Annotated in this window: 16 protein-coding genes and 2 tRNA genes; 8 read left to right on the top strand and 10 right to left on the bottom strand. The window is 48.4% G+C overall.

All coding sequences use genetic code 11. The annotated features are described in order from the left end of the window. Positions 1-120 precede the first annotated feature (120 nt). The 8 genes from LKE53_06530 (at position 121) to LKE53_06495 (ending at position 7,757) form a co-directional block, all read left to right on the top strand. Positions 121-483, top strand: a complete 363-nt coding sequence (locus LKE53_06530) for a hypothetical protein (GenBank protein ID MCH3972398.1) — start codon at positions 121-123, stop codon at positions 481-483. A gap of 403 nt (positions 484-886) precedes the next feature. Continuing rightward, entirely contained in the window at positions 887-2,206 is a 1,320-nt protein-coding gene (locus LKE53_06525; GenBank protein MCH3972397.1) for a 5-bromo-4-chloroindolyl phosphate hydrolysis family protein, read from the top strand. A 64-nt stretch (positions 2,207-2,270) separates the two neighbouring features. After that, entirely contained in the window at positions 2,271-3,410 is a 1,140-nt protein-coding gene (locus tag LKE53_06520) for a toxic anion resistance protein (protein MCH3972396.1), read from the top strand. A gap of 40 nt (positions 3,411-3,450) precedes the next feature. After that, a complete protein-coding gene (metA, locus tag LKE53_06515) occupies positions 3,451-4,395 on the top strand; it encodes a homoserine O-succinyltransferase (protein ID MCH3972395.1) in 945 nt (314 codons plus the stop codon). 99 nt (positions 4,396-4,494) lie between these two features. Beyond that, a tRNA-Thr gene (locus LKE53_06510) sits at positions 4,495-4,570 on the top strand. 36 nt (positions 4,571-4,606) lie between these two features. Then, positions 4,607-4,690, top strand: a tRNA-Tyr gene (locus LKE53_06505). Positions 4,691-5,629: 939 nt separating this feature from the next. Continuing rightward, positions 5,630-6,466, top strand: coding sequence for a DNA adenine methylase (locus tag LKE53_06500; GenBank protein ID MCH3972394.1), 837 nt, complete (start codon positions 5,630-5,632; stop codon positions 6,464-6,466). Further along, positions 6,459-7,757: a transcriptional regulator gene (locus LKE53_06495; protein MCH3972393.1), complete on the top strand. Its 1,299-nt coding sequence runs from the start codon at positions 6,459-6,461 to the stop codon at positions 7,755-7,757. The genes LKE53_06500 and LKE53_06495 overlap by 8 nt, the downstream gene beginning before the upstream one ends. 75 nt (positions 7,758-7,832) lie before the next feature. Here LKE53_06495 and LKE53_06490 read toward each other — a convergent pair whose 3' ends face one another. The 10 genes from LKE53_06490 to LKE53_06445 form a co-directional block, all read right to left on the bottom strand. Continuing rightward, positions 7,833-8,864 (bottom strand): hypothetical protein, encoded by a 1,032-nt coding sequence (locus LKE53_06490; GenBank protein ID MCH3972392.1) that lies wholly within the window; start codon positions 8,862-8,864, stop codon positions 7,833-7,835. 6 nt (positions 8,865-8,870) lie between these two features. After that, positions 8,871-10,103: a relaxase MobL gene (gene mobL / locus LKE53_06485; GenBank protein ID MCH3972391.1), complete on the bottom strand. Its 1,233-nt coding sequence runs from the start codon at positions 10,101-10,103 to the stop codon at positions 8,871-8,873. Positions 10,104-10,170: 67 nt separating this feature from the next. After that, positions 10,171-10,518, bottom strand: coding sequence for a hypothetical protein (locus LKE53_06480; GenBank protein ID MCH3972390.1), 348 nt, complete (start codon positions 10,516-10,518; stop codon positions 10,171-10,173). Then, positions 10,515-10,793 (bottom strand): hypothetical protein, encoded by a 279-nt coding sequence (locus LKE53_06475; protein ID MCH3972389.1) that lies wholly within the window; start codon positions 10,791-10,793, stop codon positions 10,515-10,517. Before LKE53_06475 ends, LKE53_06480 begins: the two co-directional genes overlap by 4 nt. A 282-nt stretch (positions 10,794-11,075) precedes the next feature. Then, on the bottom strand, positions 11,076-12,191 hold the full coding sequence (locus LKE53_06470; GenBank protein MCH3972388.1) for a hypothetical protein: 1,116 nt from the start codon (positions 12,189-12,191) through the stop codon (positions 11,076-11,078). Then, positions 12,166-14,124 carry a DUF87 domain-containing protein gene (locus tag LKE53_06465; GenBank protein MCH3972387.1) on the bottom strand — a complete coding sequence of 653 codons (1,959 nt, stop codon included), beginning with the start codon at positions 14,122-14,124 and terminating at the stop codon, positions 12,166-12,168. The genes LKE53_06470 and LKE53_06465 overlap by 26 nt, the downstream gene beginning before the upstream one ends. Positions 14,125-14,138: 14 nt before the next feature. Then, entirely contained in the window at positions 14,139-14,933 is a 795-nt protein-coding gene (locus LKE53_06460) for a hypothetical protein (GenBank protein ID MCH3972386.1), read from the bottom strand. After that, positions 14,920-15,288 carry a DUF5592 family protein gene (locus LKE53_06455; GenBank protein ID MCH3972385.1) on the bottom strand — a complete coding sequence of 123 codons (369 nt, stop codon included), beginning with the start codon at positions 15,286-15,288 and terminating at the stop codon, positions 14,920-14,922. Before LKE53_06455 ends, LKE53_06460 begins: the two co-directional genes overlap by 14 nt. Before the next feature lie 11 nt (positions 15,289-15,299). Further along, positions 15,300-17,468, bottom strand: coding sequence for a hypothetical protein (locus LKE53_06450; GenBank protein ID MCH3972384.1), 2,169 nt, complete (start codon positions 17,466-17,468; stop codon positions 15,300-15,302). Beyond that, positions 17,465-19,831, bottom strand: a complete 2,367-nt coding sequence (locus tag LKE53_06445; protein ID MCH3972383.1) for a type IV secretory system conjugative DNA transfer family protein — start codon at positions 19,829-19,831, stop codon at positions 17,465-17,467. Before LKE53_06445 ends, LKE53_06450 begins: the two co-directional genes overlap by 4 nt. Positions 19,832-19,900: the final 69 nt, after the last annotated feature.

The following is a 19,900-nucleotide window of genomic DNA, read 5'->3' as shown; positions in this document are numbered from 1 at the left end:
TTTATGAAATCTCTATACAAAAAGCGGCTGACGGTTTTTGGAATCCGACGGCCGTTTCTTTATAGAAAATAGCTTTATAGAAAATAGGAAGAAAGATTGTGAAAGTGTAATAAAAATCCCTTGCGGGAGCTTGTAAGCATTGCCGCGTGGGAGACGCGGCTTGAGAGAGAGGAGAAAAATTATGAAAAAGTGTTTTATAAAAATCCCTTGCGGGAGCTTGTAAGCGTTGCCGCGTGGGAGACGCGGCTTGAGAGAGAGGAGAAAAATTATGAAAAAGTGTTTTATAAAAATCCCTTGCGGGAGCTTGTAAGCGTTGCCGCGTGGGAGACGCGGCTTGAGAGAGAGGAGAAAAATTATGAAAAAGTGTTTTATAAAAATCCCTTGCGGGAGCTTGTAAGCGTTGCCGCGTGGGAGACGCGGCTTGAGAGAGAGGAGAAAATTATGAAAAAGAGTTTTATGAAAATCCCTTGCGGGAGCTTGTAAGCGTTGCCGCGTGGGAGACGCGGCTTGAGAGAGAGGAGAAAATTATGAAAAAGAGTTTTATGAAAATCCCTTGCGGGAGCTTGTAATTGGTCTGTGCGCTTGCCGGTTCGGTGTTCCGTCCTGCCGACGGTCGGCACAGTGTTTTATATGAGGTTCGGTAACTTGTGTTCTTGTTCGTTTGGAATGATTAAAGTATACCCAAGGTTTATGTACGGAATTTTAAGGTAACTCGAAGATTTGGTAAACCTTAAGTGAAAACTGTGTGAAGCCTTTCCAGGAGAAAAGCAGAAGATTCGGGCAGTGGTGGGGCAAACTTCAAAGTTGCCATTTTGTATTCCATGCGCTATAATAAGTAGAAATAATGGCAGTCGCTATTAGCTGAATCCTCCGGAGGGCATATCAAATGGGGAATACGGATTATTCTAAAATAGGAAAAGAAATCAGCCGCGCAGTGCGGGAAGCAATGCGTGCGGCAAACCTTAATAATATAGAACATACAGTAGAGGACAGCGTACGGGGCTTTACCGATGATATCAATGAGGTCTTTGGCGGCCCCGGCAGCGCTGGCCACCGCCCGCCGCACCCTTATGCGCCGTCTGATAATCAGCAGGAAAGCTGGCAGGAAGATCAGACCCCGCCGCAGGGACAGCAGGCACAAAGCCAGAAAACCCCGCCTGCAGGTTGGCAGACCCCGCCGCAGCCTATCCGGCCGCAGCCAGCACCGTATCCTTCGCAGCACACGTCGCGGCACAGAATGCCCGGAAATATTTCCGGAACGATCTGCTTTGCGCTGGGCCTTGTCATCGGCGTGCCGCTGCTGATAACCGACATTGCTTCTGTTGCAGTCACGGCATCGTCTACAGCAATTTCTTCTTATTGGTACGGTGGTATGGCGGTTCTCTGTTCCATTACCGCTGCTGCAGCCGTGTTGACATGGTACGGTGCGCATCTGCGCCGCCGGGCGCGCCGCTTTCAACGCTATCAGGATGCACTGGATGGGGCCGCTTTCAGCATGGTGGACCAGCTTGCAGATACGGCTGGCCAAACCAGAGAGCGTACACTGAAAGATCTGAAGAAAATGATTTCTACCGGCGTCTATTCGCAGGGACACTTAGACCGCGCCCAGACCTGCTTTATGGTAGATGACGAGACCTATGAGGCATATCTGGAAGCAGAAAAATCTTATGACGCCAGAGAGGCAGCTGCACGCGAGAAAAAAGAAAAGGCAGAGGCCGACCCGCGCCAGGCGCAGTTGGAAGAAGTGCGCCGCGAGGGCAGCCAGTACCTTGATGAGATTCGAAAGGCAAATGAGGCAATTCCGGGCAAAGAGATTTCAGAAAAGCTGTCTAAGCTCGAAGATGTCACAAGCCGTATTTTTGCCTGTGTGCAGCTGCATCCGGAAAAGCTGCCGGAAATCAAGCGCTTTATGCGCTACTATTTGCCTACTACCCTAAAACTGGTCAAAGCTTATCAGGAGTTTGACAACCAGCCGGCACAGGGCCAAAATATTACAAAAGCCAAAGCGGAAATTGAGGATTCTCTGGATACTGTTAATGATGCTTTTGCAAACCTGCTTGACAGCCTGTTTGCCAATGATGCACTGGATATTTCTGCTGATATTTCTACATTGGAAACCATGCTGCATCAAGAGGGCCTGACGGGCAGCGACTTTTCCACAAAAGAAAAAAGAGAAGAGAAGCCGGTGGAAAAGCTGACGCTGTGAAGTACTTGATTTATTGTGTTGATTAAAAATCTTATTAGAAATGTGAACCCCCAGGAGGTTTGTCATGGAGCAAAATGAAATGCCCACCCCGGAACTCACCCTTGACCCAGCACCGGAGCAGTCCGCAGCGCCGACCCTGCAGCAGACGCCGCAGGCAGATGTCACTGCACAGCAGGTGCAGGAACCTCAGCTGACACCGGAAGAGCAGAAAATGGTAGACGACTTTTCCACAAAGATTGATTTGACCAACAGCAGCCAGGTTTTGCAGTACGGCTCAGGTGCACAGAAAAAGATGGCGACCTTTTCCGAGAGCGCACTGGAAAATGTGCGAACCAAAGACCTGGGTGAAGTGGGACAAATGCTCGCCGGCGTGGTAAATGAACTGAAAGGCTTTAACGCCAGCGAAAATGACAAGGGCTTTTTCGCGCGCTTTAAGCGCGGCAGCAGCAAGCTGGCGGCTTTAAAGACCCGCTATGCCAAAGCAGAGGCCAATGTCGACCAGATTTGTGATGCTCTGGAAACACATCAGGTCAAACTGATGAAAGATGTTTCTGTACTGGATAAAATGTACGAAGTGAATAAAAGCTACTTTAAAGAGCTTTCTATGTACCTGATTGCGGGTAAAAAGAAAGTAGAGCAGGTTCGTACACAGGACATGCCGCAGCTGCAGGCAAAAGCACGGGCTTCCGGCCTGCCAGAGGACGCACAGGCGGCAAATGACCTTTCCAATATGTGCACACGCTTTGAGAAAAAGCTGCACGACCTGGAACTGACCCGTATGGTCGCAATTCAGATGGCCCCACAGTTGCGCTTAGTGCAGAACAATGATCTGCTGATGAGTGAAAAAATCCAGTCAACGCTGGTCAATACCATTCCGCTTTGGAAAAGTCAGATGGTCTTGGCGCTGGGGGTGGAGCATTCCACACAGGCGGCAAAGGCGCAGCGTGAGGTAACGGATATGACAAATGAACTGCTGCGTAAAAATGCCGATACACTAAAGATGGCGACTGTAGAAACACAGAAAGAATCAGAGCGCGGCATTGTCGATATGGAAACACTGCAGCATACCAATGAAACGCTGATTTCCACGCTTGATGAAGTGATGCAGATACAGCAGGATGGCCGTGAAAAGCGCGCGCAGGCCGAGCAGGAACTGGGCAAGCTGGAAAGTGACCTAAAAAACAAGCTGCTGGAGCTGCGCTAAATGAAAGCACAAACTACGGATTGACTGGGAGGCGCTGCTTTTGCCCGTTAAAATACCGAATTCTCTGCCGGCACGTTCTGTGCTGGGAAAAGAACATATCTTTGTCATGACTGAGCGCCGTGCGCTGCACCAGGATATACGTCCGCTGCGCATTGCTCTGGTCAACTTAATGCCTACTAAAATTACAACGGAAACGCAGATTCTGCGCTGCCTTGCCAATACGCCGCTGCAAATCGAAGTGGATTTGGTACAGACCGTCAGCCATAAGTCCAAAAATACGCCGGAAGACCACCTTCTGCGTTTTTATGAAACGTTTGATGAAATTAAAAACCGCGTTTACGACGGCTGTATCATCACCGGTGCGCCGGTGGAGCTGATGGATTATGAGGACGTGGACTATTGGCCGGAGCTTTGCCGTATTTTCGAGTGGACCAAGACCCATGTGCACTCCACGTTTCATATCTGCTGGGCCGCGCAGGCAGGGCTGTATTACCATTATGGAATTCCAAAATATATCTTGCCCAGAAAGGTGTTCGGCGTATTTCCGCACTATGCACTGACCAAAAAGTCACGCCTTTTCCGCGGCTTTGATGATGTCTACTGGGTGCCGCATTCCCGCCAGACCGAGGTGCGCGTAGAAGATATTGAAAAAGTACCGCAGCTGCGCATTATGTCTATGTCACCAGAGGTGGGCGTGCATATCGTAAGCGACCAGGAGGGCCGCCAGTACTTTGTAATGGGCCACTCTGAGTACGATACCGAGACCCTTGGCACGGAGTACCGGCGTGACTTGGAAAAGGGAGAGCCGATTGCCATGCCGAAGCATTACTATCCGGGCAATGACATTTCCCGTGAACCGGTCAATAAATGGCGCGCAACGGGACAGCTGCTGTACACCAACTGGCTCAATTACTTTGTCTACCAGACAACACCGTTTGATCTGCGCTCTATAAGCGGCAGCTCTTTGGACTGCGCAATGCTTTAAAAAATTTGCTAAAATAAAAATATTTTTTCAAATCCGTGCAAAAGCACTTGACAAAACAGCGAACAGTCTATATAATATATACTTGTCGGTCAGAGACACGCTGGCGTAGCTCAGTTGGTAGAGCAGCTGATTTGTAATCAGCAGGTCGTAGGTTCGAGTCCTATTGCCAGCTCCAGTCTGATCGGCAAAATGCAGCGTACAGCTGCTATATGGAGGAGTTCCCGAGTGGTCAAAGGGGACAGACTGTAAATCTGCTGCTTCGGCTTCAATGGTTCAAATCCATTCTCCTCCACCAAAATGTGATAAGAAGGCGAGGCAGAAAATGTCTGGCCTTGTTATCATAAACGGATATGTTCAACAACATGTAGTGTTAAACATATCCGTTTATGATAACGACTTGCAGCGTTTAAGGCACTGCAAAGATTATCATAGACACAAGTCCTTGCATACGAGCGTGACGGGCGCTTGTCCATTGCCGGTGTGTGTACACGCCGGGCAGCCTTTTCATAAGGCACGCACAATGCGGTGATGCGTTCAATGCGTAAGTATCTGTCCTTCCGGGGTCTTGGCTGCTGACGGTCAATGTCAGTTGCGGGGCTTATGGCTCACTGCAAAAGCAGGTCATGGCCGCCCGCAGGCTTTGCGCTTTCTCTGTCGTGCTCTCACGGAACACGGTGACGTTTGCGCGCCGGACAGAATATAAGATATGCAGGACTTTTGAGTTTTCAAGGTGCGTTTGTGCAAAGTAAAAACGAAGCGGCTCACAACCCCGGCGAAAAGGTGTGAACCGCTTGACAAATGTATGAAGTTAACGCTATAATGATGCGTAAACTGCATTTCACAAGTCATAATGGTTCTTTGTAAACCTTTATGGCGCAAGGTCGCGGGGCGTCGCCAAACGTCCCACGCCTGTGAGTGTAAATTCATTTTTACTTCTTTATTATACCACAAGTTGGTGTAATAATCAAGTAAAAATTTTCCTGCCGCCTCTAAGGGCGGCTTTTTTATTGTTCTCTTCTCTGGTTCCATACTTATTAGAAAATGAGTACCCACATTTTGCAATTCTTTGCAGGACTACATTGAGCAGCTGGTAAAGGCTGACTCTAACATTGAAGTTGAAGTGCGACATTTTGTCGCACTTACTGATGGTATCGTGTTGATACCATATTGTGCATTGACAGGCTTTGTGATAAACTAATGTTTAACTTAACTGAAAATTAGAGGGGGTACACAAATGCCGAAAAATAAGCTAGTTGCCCCCGTTTTAAAATGGGTTGGCGGAAAAAGGCAACTGCTGAGTACATTTCAGCTGATGTTGCCAAAACACATTACTTCATACTGTGAGCCATTTGTAGGAGGCGGAGCGCTACTGTTCCATCTCCAGCCCAAGATTGCCTATGTCAATGATGTGAATCAGGATTTGATCGATGTATACAAGGAAATTAGGAATAATGTGGAAGGACTTATTGAGATCCTTTCTACGTTTAAAAATGAAGCGGAGGAATTTTATACTGTTCGCGATTGGGACAGAAACAAAGAAAAATATGATTCTTTGTCCTCTGCCGAAAAAGCTGCCAGAATTTTATATCTTAACAAAACTTGTTTTAATGGACTGTACCGGGTAAATAACGCAGGGGAATTTAACACTCCATTTGGCAGGTATCAAAATCCCAATATTATAAACGCCCCAGTGCTACGTGCGGTTAGCGCATATTTTAATACGGCAAAAATACATTTTTCTGCCACTGATTATGAACCGGTACTGCAATCACTTCGCAGAGGGACGTTTGTTTATTTAGATCCGCCATACGATCCCGTGTCTGTAACTTCTAGTTTTACAGGCTACGCCAAAGGAGGATTCTCTAAACAAGATCAGATCCGGCTACGAGAATGCTGTGATGATTTAACAGCGCGAGGCATTCACTTTATGCTTTCCAACTCTGCAACAGAGTTCATTTTAGAACAGTACAGAGAGTACAACTGCACCGTGGTGCAGGCTAAGAGAGCTATTAACTCGGTTGCAGCCAAGCGGGGCGATGTGGACGAAGTTGTGGTGAGAAATTATGAGTAAGAAGCAGTGTGAAAAAGGGCTTAATGAACTTGCATGGGAAAAAATTTTTGCAAAATATGATATTCTAAAACAGATTGAGGCACTGGGCTGTTTCCAGATTTCTGCAACACAGATTAAGCCATTTCGGGAACCGAGATTGATGGCAAAGTTTGATCATATTATCAATTTACCCGAAATATTTTCAGCACATAAGCTTGCTATCTTGCCGATTACGCGCGGAGACTATCTTATTTCCCATTTTGATGCCTACCATCATTTTGAGCCGGAGACTACTGAAATTGTGCGCGCTTCTTTACCAACGTATATACAAAGCTTAGATTACGGTAATATTTCCAGTGAAGCAATGGCATTAAACTGCGCCGTCGCTGCGGGAATTTTAAGAGACTTTTTAGAGGAAGATGAGTTTGTTCCTACTGTATCTGGCAGAATGGGATCAGGAGATTTTACATTTGATATTGCAAATTCAATGTATGGCACGCTGAACCATGTTACAGTACATAATTCACAAATCGAAATTGATGCAGCCTATGAAGGAATTGGAAGCTTAGCAATTTTTGAAGCAAAGCGGGATGTGTCGGAAGACTTTTTAGTTCGGCAACTGTATTATCCATATCGTGTGTGGAGCAGCCGTGTTACCAAGCCGGTGCGCCCAATCTTTCTGGTATATTCCAATGGCGTATATCACCTATATGAATATTGTTTTCAAGATCCCAACAATTACAGCTCATTAGTTCTTCTAAAGCAAAAAAATTACTCAGTAGAGGATACTACCATTACCGTTGCGGATATTCAATCTGTGTTGTATACCACAGAAGCAGGAGCAGAACCGGCTGTTTCGTTTCCCCAAGCTGATACTTTTTCCAGAGTCATTAACCTATGTGAGTTGTTGAGCGAGCGGGAATATGACAGAAACAAGGTTACGGAAAAATATGCTTTTGATGTCAGGCAAACAAATTATTACACCGATGCGGGGCGTTATCTTGGGCTGATACATAAGAATGAAGAGAAAAGAATGCCGTCTTATTCTCTGACAAAGTTAGGAAAACAAATTTTACAGTGTAGCTTTAAGCAGCGCCAACTGGCTTATTGCAAACAAATTTTGTCACATCAGGTCTTTCACCTTACGCTGGAAAAATATTTTGAAAATGGTGTAATGCCTTCAAAAGATGAAATTGTGCGGATTATGAAGCAATGCAATTTGTATCACATTGGCAAAGATTCAACGTTTGGACGCCGCGCTTCTACCATAAGGAGCTGGGTGAACTGGATGGTAGAATTGATAAATGATTGATGCTAGTAAAATTTCAATAAAAAAGTGGTTTCTATAGCAACTAAAGGCTGTAGAAACCACTTTTGCTCTAGCATGTCAGTGCGACATTTTGTCGCACTCATAGCTTTGAAAGCAGATAACTGCTTTCCCTGCTTTCAAAGCATTGTAAGCGCCGGACATGCCGTTGAGTTCGTGAAAACCGAATTGTTCCATCCATCCGATTTCCGCGCCGCCGGAAGTAAATTCACTGTGCTCGGCAACGTATTTCGGATTGTAGGCGCTGCTGTGATATTTGTAGGACAGGGCGTCCGCGATGCTGCACACCAGGCAGCCGCTCCGGTGCATGGTGTCATTCCCAATGCGGATATTGCACCAGGGTTCCTTCCACTGCTCATAGTTTGGTATTACTGTAATCGTCTGGCCGCCCGTGGCCTCAGCACCCACCTGTATGTAGTGCATAATGCGTGTGACGTAGTATTCCTGCCAAGAGAGCTTGATAGTACTGGGATGAGTAATGACATACCAACGGCACCCGCTCTGCGACAACGAGGCGTAGGAATCTTCTGACTGCTTTGTCCACGCAGAGCGGGTGCCGGGCCACTTTCCATGCGCGAAGCTGCCGCCCAGGATATACGCGCCGCCGTAGTTCATGGTCATCATTCCGTTTTGCATATTTGTCACGTCGGTCGGCCCGGCCACCTTAGCCAAGTCCAGAATATATTCAAACTGTTCGCAAAAGGCGTCCATCAGGCCATCTTCCGTACTCTCGCGGCCAGCGCCCCAGCCACCCTCGGTATAGGTAAACGCATTGCTCGGAGAGGGCACTCCCTCAACCGCCATGTCGGCTTTCATCCACTCAATATAATCCGAAAGATTATATTTGCATTTGGTGTAATTGCCAGCCGGGCTTGTCATTCCAGCAGTCCATGCCTGCGCGTGCTTTTGCAGAATGGGAAACCAGTGCGCGGTGTCGTAATCCAGATTCACCGCCGTGACCGTACCGCCGCTCGAAGTACCGCTGCCGTCGGAGGAAAGGGCACCGGCAATGATACTGCTGATAATCAGTGCAAAAAACAAAAGGGCGGCGGCTGCCAGCGCGGCCCATTTTATGAGCTTCCTTTTTATCAAATTGCTTTACCTTCTTTCTCCATCTGAAGGGGCTTCGATGCTGTCAATCAGTTCATTGTACGCAGCCTGTGCCTTATAATTGGTACAGTCCGCGCGCATTGCCTTTTGCATCAGCGCCATGGAGCTGTTAAGGGAACGCTCAATAGACGCACCCGCAGAAAAGCGGCGCCGCAGCCAGTTCCCTTTTTTGTGAGACTGGATGTAACGCCGCTTTTTATCGAACGACAGCATTTCTTTCAGTATGGTATTGCCGAGTCGTTTGTACAAATCCTTTATTTTATTATCCTTGTAACTGCTTTTTCCGTTTCCATAAACCGATCGGTAAACCTTTTCCTGCTTATCTAGTTCAGAAGAATACTTTTCAAAATCTGCTTTATAGTAGCGTTTGATATATGCTTTTGACAAATCGTCAATCATGGGCCGCTGATATTTTAATCCGTTCATGTTGTACTTCCAGAGCCGCCGGTTCTTCGGCATCGTATGATACAGATTCAGAAAAAGTTTTTTTAAAATGTCGTCTTCTTCAAAAATGTTCTTGGAATGTCCGTGTATGATTCTATCTCTGGAAAGTTCGTGCAGCTTTTTCATTTCTTCCGATTGATTTAAAATGCTGTTCGCAACCCGCGACTTCATTTTCCGGATTGTACCTTGGTGAAGGGATGCTCTATACTGCTGCTTTCCATGGAACAGAATTTTTTCACGCGTGGGCTTTGGTTCGACAACGGCGATATGAATATGGATATTGTCGGTGTTGTAATGAACCGACGCCGTCCATACAGCGGAACCGACCATCTTTTCATTTTGCAGCATTGCTTCCATGCTTTGGCGGGTGACGGCCCGCAGGCGGTTGTCATCCACCCAGCCGGACACAGGCTCATAGATTCCCTGCTCCGCAAGAAAACTGTTTTTAAAACTGATAACAGTTTGCCACATTGGGCTTTTGTTTGCCTGTGCTTTTTGAAAAAGTCGTTTCGCCTTTTCTTTTTCTTCAGACGAAAAGGTATCGGACTTGCCGTCAAAAAGTGCACTGCATTTTTCAGAGTCTGTGTTTAACTGACGCTTCCGAGGATTGTCCATGTAGGTTCCGATATAGGCGGAGTATTCGGAAAAGTGCGCGTTGCGAATCGCCTCATCCCGATCCATATACTCTAAGTAGGCGCGGAACTTTTTACTTGCCGGGTTTACAAATTTTGTTCGCAGGAACACATCCGGATGTCCCCGCGTCTGTATAGTCTCCATGATTTTTCTCCTTAATTGAGGGGCGCTTCAGCCACCCCTGGCTGAAAAGCTCTTCGCTTTTTTTCTTTTAAGAATCCGCGTTGCTCTTCTTTGTGCGGGCCGCCTGTAGTTCGCTTTCATAGAACTTTTTGGCCTCCGCAAGTACTTTAGAATCTTCCGGTATAAAGAGCTGGTGTTCCCAGCTGCGGGAACCGCTGCTCAACATTAGCAGGCACAGGTGTGCGTCCCGCGCGCTAGCGCGGCAGATTTTTAAGAGCTGCTCTGTCTCCTTTTGCTTTTCCTGAAGAACTCTGTAATCTGCGACCAGTGCGCTCACCGCATCCGAAAGATAAGGCACTCCCTTTTCACTTTTGAATCCCTGTAGAAATTCATATTCATCATCAGTGAGATAAATATACCTTCTGTTTTTGCTCATGGTTCATCTTCTCCTTCTGCCAAGGTATCTTTCATGTCCTGATACCACTTTGAAAAATTATTGAGCGCGGCGGTGTTTTGATTGATGACTGGGATGATAACTTCCCGCAAAAACGGGTCGAGAATCTCCCGGTTATAGGTATCCGCCGCGCGGTTTTGCGCAGTAGCGTTGAGCAGGCGGTTCAGGTATCGGTTGCGGCTGATACCCGCAGCCTTTGCCTGCTGATCCAATGTTAAAAGTGTTTCGGTTTTGACGTCGCGTATGATGAGTTCCATTTTAATGCTCCTTTTTTATCATTTAGGGGCGCCGCTGCGCGGCTGAGAGATTTTCTTTTCGGGATGCTTGGCGCTGCGCTTTTTACAGGGAATGAGGAAGAATCCCGAAAAGAAAAACAGGATAAGGGAAAAATGATATCACTATCGTGATATGCCCGGCAGTGCCGGGCTTTTCGATGCTATCAGTTTACACTAGCCAGGTGCTATCCTGATGCCCCACGGGTGCTATCCTGATGCCCCAAAGGCGCCGGATTGGTGCTATGTATTAATTGCTTTAAAGCTTCATTTTTTCGGTGTTGCCGGTTTACTGGCGGGTTTAGACGAAGCCGGTTTACTCATTGTGGAGGAAACTGCTTTGCTGCTTGTCGGGTGAGAAGAGCTGCTGCTCGGCGCGGCGGAAACGGCGGACGACGACTGGAAATCTGCGTCAGAATCCACATAGCTGCGCGTAATGCCATGCTTTAAATCACTCAGCTTTAGCTGTAATTTTGAAATCTTTTCCTGGCACAAGGCAATCTGTTTTTCAGAGTCGGTACAGTTCGTATCCAGATTTTTAATCTGGCTTTCTTTGTCCTGAATGTTGTTTCGGGACTCCTGTATTTCTGAATCGGTCTGGTAGAATTCTTCTTTTTTGATGGACGCAATGTCACTTTCCAGGGCGTTCTTTGTGGATTTATACTGCTGCGTTTTTGCATTGAGCAGACTGATTATCTTTTGTTCGTCCGCAATATTAAGAGAGATGGAATCCATAGCGTAGGTCATTTTATCTTTAGGTTTCAGTGCGCTGTTGATAGTTACTTTTCGGGCATCGCAGTTAAACCAAGCTGGAGTTTGGTTTGTATTGGATGAAATAGTTTTGTCTGAAGATATGTCGATTGAGTCGCTGCTATCCACAATAGCAGTTCCGATATTTGCGTTGGAAAGATTCTGTGTGCTGTCTCCAACCCGTAGGGAGAGAATTTTCCAACCAGGCGGCAGATCCCGAATTTGAAAGATCAGGGAATCGGTATCATTGTAAGCTACCGTGCAGTTGAGCGGCATAGTCTGACTGTTGTCGCTGTAGAGCTTGGTGTTGAATTGTAATCCCTGGCGGGACGTATAATTGTCTGTGTCAATTGTGAAAGATGCTTCCATGTAATTGGTATCAGGATTATATATCCAGCTTTTTAAAGTTAAAGATACAGCATTTGAGGTGCTTATCTTTGTTCCAATTTCAGAATTGACTGGCGCGGAAGTGTCTGGCATCCAGAGCTTTGAGGTGCAGAAAACGGTCATTGCGATTACAATCACGAAAACTACAACGCGGTACATGCGAACCTGCCGGACTGCCGCGCCGTTTCTGATTTTTTCAAGATACTCTTTCGCGGCCATCTCAAGCACCACCTTGAAAGCGTTCAATGTCCTCTTTCCCGGCAAGGACGGACATGTGCAGATTATCTTCGCCAGTGAGGAAAACCGCCTCGCCGGTCTGGAACTGCGGAATCATTTCGAGCTGTCCGGTGGTAATGCTGTCGCCAAACACACTCTTTAGCAGACTGACAGAGTTGCTATCCTGCTGCATGATAAATTTGTATTGCACCTGCTCAAAGAGTCCCTTCAGCTTGTCAACTCCGGCTCCTTCTTTGGCCTCCGGCGCGAAATCGCGGATACTCTGACTCGCAAAAAACAGGGACGTAAAATATTTGCGTCCCTCACGCAGAATGCGCGTCATGTAATCCAGCACCAGCAAATTGTTTGTGTTGATGAAGCGGTGTGCCTCGTCTACAACCAGAAGGAGATGGGGCACTTCCCACGTTTCTTTGCCCGCCTCGTACTGCCTTTTACTCTTTCCGCCGATACGAACCATATCGGAAAGCATCAGGTTCAGAATGTTGAAAAGCTGCGCCTGAAAGATTTCATCCTTCATTTTTGAAATGTTCTGAACGTTATAGACGACGACTTTCTGATCTGTAAGATTCGGTAAAGTGGTCTTTCCGTCAAACAGATTCGGGTAAGACTGTACCAGATTTCGCACCGTCAGCTCCAGACCCTCCAGCCGGTTGCGCTTCGACTCGGAGAGGTTTTTGTTGATCGTATGCGTGTCCATGTCAATATATAAGTCGCGCTGAATCAATTTTAAAAGGTCGCTGAGCTGTGGATATTTTTCGGGAGGAAGGCCGGTAATTTGTTTTGTTTCGGCGTCCTTTTCCTGCGGATCATAGATGCCGGTCTCTTTATAAAGCTCTCTGGCATACTCTTCAAATTCGTTACGATCGTTGTCTGTAGAGTCCGGCGCGACAAATTTTAAGAACGTGTTTAATTTTGAAAGATGCTGCGCAAATGTGTCCGCATTCTTTTCCCCACCGGGAAAAATCTCAAGCAGGTTGAGCCTGCCGCTTGAGCCGTCCATAGATACCACGGTTCCGCCCAGCACTTTCGTAAAGAAGGAATATTCGCCCGTGCAGTCGAGGATGCGGATGTAGTTGTCCTTAATCGCGGCGTACTTAATCAGCAGCTTTAAAAGTGTAGACTTGCCGCTGCCCTTATTCCCAACGACCACGCCGTCATATGATTTGCGGGACGCGCTCTTATAAAACATGTCGTAATGGACGTACTGCCCGGAACTGGTTACACCGATTAAGTTTCCGTGCGGGTCATCCAGCCGCGAATTATTCAGCGGCCAGGAAAGGCCCAGCGCGTAGGAGGGAATGAAAATACCGCGCCGGTGATTAATGTTTTTAATCTGATGGGAAAGCGGCTGCGTGATAGAGCGCATTTCGTATTCCTGTTCATTGAGGAAAACCTGCGCGCAGAATTTTTGTTCCGCGAGGCGCGCTTTGACATGCTCGATTTTCTTATCGACTACCTCTTTGCTCTGCCCGGAAATGAAATACCGAATCACCATCTCTTTAAATTTTTCATGGTCGCGCACCACATCGTTTTGAATGCTGAGCAGCAGTTCGTGCCGGTTTACAGTGTCAATATCCTGCTCGGACGACTTTGACGGGCGACTTTCCAACTCCATAATGGAGCGGTCCAGCTTCTCCTTCGCGTCCTTCTGGTCGGGATTTCCCAAGTCAATTGTGACGTTTGCCTCGTCGATATTGACTAAAAACTGTCCCCAAAAGTCGAGTGGCTCCTGCGGCATTTCTGTAATTTGCAGACAAGCGGTATAGCTGGAGCCGATCCTTATAAATTTGACATCTGAAAAATCAAGGTTTCCCTCCGGCTGAATTTTGGTCATCAGGTACGGGTTATAGCCAGCCTTTTTGGCAAAGGCAGGGTCGTTTTCAAGGTAGAGGATCTTTCGCGGCGGTGCCAGAGCCTTTTTCTTTTCTTTTGGATTTTTCATCACAATTTCCTCCTTTACGGGTTGTTGAGCTTGTGCAGAATGCTGGTCTGCTGGTCAATCATCAGATCATATGCCGACACCGGGCGCGCATGGAAAATGGCCTTTGCCTTTTGCAGGGACTCAACGCTTCTTGCGTATATCTCAATATAAATTTTCCGGTCATAGTGGGCTTCGTCCAGCATGGTAAGCTGGTCGATACATTCCTGCAGCAGGGCTTTGTATTCCGTATTGTCTGTATTTTGCAGATAGTACTGCAATTCGTCCTGGTAGAACTTTGTATTCATCGGCGTATTGATGCCGACAATTTTAATGTCCTGAACATCGCAGTCACGCAGGCACTGCATAAACTGATTTTCAGTCATTCCAATCTCCGACTCGCCGCAATTATAAAGACAACTGCCGCGCGGTGCGATAACCTCCATGCGAGAACCGTCGGACAGAAGGAAATGTCCGAAGCCGGGCTTTGACTGGTTGCGGACAACTGAGCGAATCTCCGTTTCGTCAAAGTATGTCTTTTGCACCAGGCGACTCTCCTTGCGTTCCTGCTGGTGCGCGAGCTTTGCAGCCTTTCTTTTGAGGCTGGCCGCCTTTCTGGGGCTGACGTCCGCCGGAATATCCGCGGACACGATCACGCGCTCCTCTGTCGTGCTGTCTGTATTTGAGTTAACAGAAAAAACGGATTCTTTCTTATGGGAGGAGACCTTCCGCCGGCGCGCGGCCTTCCTTTTTTGTTTCAGCACCATTTTCTCCAATGCTTTTTTGGCTGCCGGATCGGATAAAATGGCGGTGGAAAAGTCATCTTGATTCATTGCTCTTCTCCTTTTCTGCGGGTAGCGTTTTTAAAATATCATAGCCTGTCGTGCGCTGCGGATTGAGAGAAAACACAGTCCGGCGGTCCTTGGCAAGCATCAGGGCAATTGCTTCCCAATTGCGCTTGCCGGGGTTTGTCGCAGTGGCCGGAAGCACCAGATAGACAGAGATAACGCAGGCAAAAATCACATAGGGCACGATAAACCACGAATTTACACTGCTGGAACAGAGGAAAAACATACCGGCAAAGACGGCAACTGTCAGCAGATCTTTAAAGTAAAAGGAGGAGCGGGCAAACGTAAAGAGCTTGATTTCCTCCGAAAGATTTTTGGGTATGTAGGCTTTTCTGTGCATGGAAATACCTCCTAGGATTTATCAACTCGGTGATTGATGGCGGAATTTTTAGCGAGGTTATAGGCGCGCTTTGTCATCCTGGCAGGTTTCGCAAAGCGGCTGTTGAGAAACGCTTTTTGTGCGTTGGCGGCCCGGCTGTGCAGGTATTCACCGGTTGTCTCTCCATAGCCCCGCATTTGTTGCCTCTCATATTCCGCCGCGGCAAAGTCGTCTGTCGCAAACCGATCCGGTTTCTCATCCGCGCTTTCCACGGTGGCCGGGCCGTCCTCTGCATTGTCTGGAACAGCGCCGCCATTCTTCGCCTGATGCACGTTCTTTTGGGCGTCGGCAAAGCCGGTTGCAGGAGCGTCTCCGCCTCCATTGCCTGCCGCGACGCCTCCATTGCCATTGTGTGGAATACCCGCGCGGCTCCCGGCAACCGCAAAGCCGGTTTGCGGGGATTCTCTGTGTGCGGTCGCTGACTGAAAATCTTTACGTGCCTTTTTTTCAGCGCTGTTGGCACTCTGATTGGAATCTGTGGCGGTGGCGGCACTCTGAGCGGCAGGAGCGTCTCCGCCTCCATTGCCATTGTGTGGAATACCCGCGCGGCTCCCGGCAACCGCTCCCGCCGCAAATCCGCCAGCGGCACCGGCTGCTCCGGCGGCTGTGCTCACTGCGCCGGAGACCTTATCCGAAACACCATGCTGGCCGAACAGGCCGCCAACACGTCCGCTGCCGTCTGGAGTCCGGGCGCCGAAAATTGATTTTCCGACCGCGCCCACCGCGCGCCCGGCAGATTGCAGCCCATACATGGTCCCCAAAGCGCTTTTTACGCCGATGTCAATTCCAAAGATACGCTCAAAAATGTCCGGGCCGTCGATCACCATCCAGGCGAGGGCAATCTGAATAATAATATTCGCAAATACATTCCCAAAGGCGCTGCCCGTCCCTGACCAGGTGGCTATCTGGCTCTGTGCCGCAACGTAAAGTTGCAGCATCAGGGAAATGCCGAAGATGGATGCAAGCGTTCCTAAAATGCTGTACAGACACTTTTTCAGGCGCTGCATTGTGTGAATATCCAGGAAGGCCAGAATCTGGCCCAGAAGCTGCTTTACAGAGAGTTCAAAGATCAGGCGCACTAGCTTAATACCGCAGAGCACAAGGGCAAAGGACATGGCAATGAGCGAGACAAACAGTATCGCCCAGTCAACATCGTAGCGGTAATACTGGTTGCCGAGGATATTTCCGGACTTGCCGTCGTTTCCGATGCGGCCATCACTCAACGCCTGGAGGGACTCGTTACCGTTTTTGTCCCTCACCACACGGTTGTTCCAAAAGCCGTCTTCTGTAGTGGCGTCATTCCCCCACCATCCGGCCAGGCCGACCGTCTCTGTAATGTCAACCTGATTAAAAAAGTTCTCTTTTTCTGTAGCGCTTTTTGTCCTGTTAATGGGTGCCAGTTCTCCCGCAGCTTTCAGTTGGCCCAGCTTCCCTAAAGAAGAAAATGTAGCGGGATCAGCCGCGATCTGGTTGAGCGTATCCGCGTTGTCTAGATTTAGAACATCATAGACATTTGTCATGAGCAGCTGATCTCCAATTGGGGTTCTGCTGCCGGGAATCGCAGAAATAAACTGATTCGTCAGGTGGAAACCGCCGCCTACAAAAAACGGCAGACTCACGGCCAGGACAATGCCAATCGCGATGTTCCGCGCAAGCGTACCAATCTTCTGCGGCTTCAGCATATAGGTGATGCCGATGTAGCCAATTACCACTGCAAGCAGGCCGAGAAAAACAAGGATAATGGTCTGATAGGTGCCGGAGAAGACGCCTTTTCCCCAGGTGGATGGATCGTTTGCGCTGCCAAAGAGGTTCCCCATATTGCCGGTGATTTTAGTAACAACACTCTGTACACCGTTTACCAGCATCCGCAGGGCCTTAATTAAGGTCCAGCCGATGATACGGAAGATGTAGGAGCCTACATTGCTTCGCGGCAAATGCGCCGCGTCTATCCACCTGATGATGACCGTCTCGTTTGTCTCACCCTGATTGAGCGCAACTTCGGTGCTCTTTGCAAAAGCCGGAAGAATCAATGTATAGGCAACCAAAGCGGTGGTACAAGCGACCGACAGCGTCTTCGGAAGGCAAGTCGAGCGGTGCCTTTGAAGCGGGCTGTCCAGTTTCTGGAAACTGTTTTTGCTCATGGTTCGTCTGCTCCTTTCTCATTGTTCAAAATCACCGCTTTGTTTGCGGTGCTCCACAGTTCCTCGTAAACGCTGTTTCTGATGCGGCCATTTTTTAGCGATTCCTGTAACGCCGTCTCAAACTGTGTTATAGTCATCGCGGGGAGTTCCTCGGTTTGGGCATCAGTAAACGCGGCAGTTGTCTTTATAATATCCACCAGATAGGTTCTTGCTTTTCCATCCAGGCAAGCAAGGAGGGGATCGTTCGTGTGGTCTTCATATTGCCGTTCTTCGTCAGCGGTCGGCTCTGTTTGTGTAGCCGCTCTATTTCCGGTGGTATCCTCGAACAGAATTCCCGGGGTATAGGCAAGCGTGGCCAGGTTGACGTCGATATGCGTGCACGAAGTAATCAGATTCAGGTCCGAGAAGGACTTTCCTGCCGGAAAAGTGTGAGAAAGGTACTGATACCTGGGTTTCATGCGGGTTTTTGCGTAGTTGAAAATCGGGTATTGGTTGATAGGCCTGCCTTTTAAATCCACCTGATGCATAAAGCGGACAATGACGTTTTCCCCAAGGACCAGCTTTTGCAGGTCATTTTCATTGATAAGTGGCTTCGCATCGGTGGATTCCTGCATACTCTTGTGCATGTCCAGCGGGGACCCGTAGCGGGAATTGACGGCGATTGTGTGGTTGCCCACCATGGCGGAAAATTTCTTCGCGGTATCGGTATCGCCGGACTTTAAAAAATACTGGTTGCCGCAGTTCCCGATAATCGTTTCGGCGGCGGCCTTTCCGTAGAGCGTTTCCAGCTGCGCGTAGGACTGGATAATGAGGTCAAAGCGGATGTTCCGGCCAAGGCAGACGGTAATCATCGTTTCCATGTGAGGGATAGGGGGGATGTTGCCGAACTCGTCCAGTTCAAACCGGACTTCCCGGGCGCACCGGTTTCCCGGCATTTCATCGGCTCTCCTGCAAAGCGCCTGATAGAGCTGTGTGATAAACATGGAGAGAATAAAATCGTTGCTGTGGTCGCTGTCTGGCGTAACCAAAAAGAGGGCAACTGGCTTTTCCCCAAAGCCTATATTTTCAAAGCTTAGGTCATTCTTTGCGGTAAGTTTCGCAATCGGGGTTAGCAGAAGCTGATTCAATTTTGCCATTGTCTCTGCTGTGATGTTGCCTTTTGTGCGGTTATCAGCAGCGTTGACCGGGCTGTACTGGTATTTTGCAGCCCATTCTTTTGACATAATAATTTTATCCAAAGCAGGTACTGCGTTGGGATTGTCCGGATCCGGTTTGCAGTAATCGACGATGAATCGCGCAACCGAGTACATCGTGATACGGTTATACCACCGCTGCGCGCCTGCTTCGTCGCCGGTTTGCTGGCAGCGTCGTGCGGATTCGCAGCAGTCACACACAATAGCCAGGATTGCGGCGGTCGTAATGGACGTACTCCATTCTTGCCAAATTTTTTCCTTTGCGTTCGGATCAAAATTAATAATGTAAGCTAAGGACTTTGCGTAGGTCTCCGCAGCGCCGCTTTCCGCGTCTGCCTTGATAATCAGCGCGGCCTTTTCTGGCCCATCCGGCAGTCCTGTAGCAGCCTCCTTTTTCTCAAGATACGAGATATAAGTTTGCTTTATCAGCTCCAGCGGGTTATAGGACAGGCCGTCCATCGGTGGCTTGAGGTTAAAGACATAGACGTCGTACCCACGGCGGCGCAGGGTATCGCTTGCAGTTGCGGCCAGCTCTCCCTTTGGGTCGGAAAGAATTAAACTTGCTTTGTCTGCGAGCAGGCGCGGACGGCTAAAAATATCAATCGTGGGAAAAACGAAGGTTTCGCCTTTGCCGCTGCGTGTCATGCCAATAATCAAGTTGTTGACCGCGCCGTCATCAATAAAGATTCTTTTCCCCACACGACTGATGGGAACCCCTCCTTTTCCGTCAATATCACCCTCATACTCAACGGATGAAATTTGCGCTTGCTGCGGCGTACAGCATTCCGGAATAGAGCGGTATTGCTCTTTTAGTTCACGTATAGTTGTCCAGCGTTGTCCACCTTTGGCGTCAGAATCTGCAAGCGGTTCATAGGAATAAATCATGTGAAAACCAAATTTTACGGAAAAAGCCGCGATGACAGCGCCACCGATCAGATATATCCACCACAGCCGCGCCGTCAGACAGAACGGATTCGGAGCAGAAAAGAGGAATCGCCTGGTTCGGACACATTCCGTCGCGCCGTAAAGGAACTGTATTCCAAAATTCATCAGTATAAACCAGAGGAGGCCATGAAGGACGCTGGCGGCGATGACAACCGGGCGGCGGGAGAGAAAGCGCTGCATACGAAACCGGAACTTCTCTTTGGGATTCAAGTTTTTTCGTTTCAAAATATCACTCCTTATGACTTTGGGTTTAATAAAAGGGCTTGCCGCGTGGCAGGCCCTTCTCGTTAAGCC

Source organism: Oscillospiraceae bacterium, from assembly GCA_022483045.1.
Taxonomy (GTDB): domain Bacteria; phylum Bacillota; class Clostridia; order Oscillospirales; family Acutalibacteraceae; genus Caproicibacterium.
The sequence above is the reverse complement of the archived record's forward strand: the minus strand, read 5'-3'. Positions and strand labels throughout refer to the sequence as shown.

Coding starts and splice junctions, on each gene's coding strand:
- LKE53_06525 (MCH3972397.1), top strand. CDS start 887: ATGGGGAATACGGATTATTCTAAAATAGGAAAAGAAATCAGCCGCGCA.
- LKE53_06520 (MCH3972396.1), top strand. CDS start 2,271: ATGGAGCAAAATGAAATGCCCACCCCGGAACTCACCCTTGACCCAGCA.
- LKE53_06500 (MCH3972394.1), top strand. CDS start 5,630: ATGCCGAAAAATAAGCTAGTTGCCCCCGTTTTAAAATGGGTTGGCGGA.
- LKE53_06495 (MCH3972393.1), top strand. CDS start 6,459: ATGAGTAAGAAGCAGTGTGAAAAAGGGCTTAATGAACTTGCATGGGAA.
- mobL (MCH3972391.1), bottom strand. CDS start 10,103: ATGGAGACTATACAGACGCGGGGACATCCGGATGTGTTCCTGCGAACA.
- LKE53_06480 (MCH3972390.1), bottom strand. CDS start 10,518: ATGAGCAAAAACAGAAGGTATATTTATCTCACTGATGATGAATATGAA.
- LKE53_06475 (MCH3972389.1), bottom strand. CDS start 10,793: ATGGAACTCATCATACGCGACGTCAAAACCGAAACACTTTTAACATTG.
- LKE53_06465 (MCH3972387.1), bottom strand. CDS start 14,124: ATGAAAAATCCAAAAGAAAAGAAAAAGGCTCTGGCACCGCCGCGAAAG.
- LKE53_06460 (MCH3972386.1), bottom strand. CDS start 14,933: ATGAATCAAGATGACTTTTCCACCGCCATTTTATCCGATCCGGCAGCC.
- LKE53_06455 (MCH3972385.1), bottom strand. CDS start 15,288: ATGCACAGAAAAGCCTACATACCCAAAAATCTTTCGGAGGAAATCAAG.
- LKE53_06450 (MCH3972384.1), bottom strand. CDS start 17,468: ATGAGCAAAAACAGTTTCCAGAAACTGGACAGCCCGCTTCAAAGGCAC.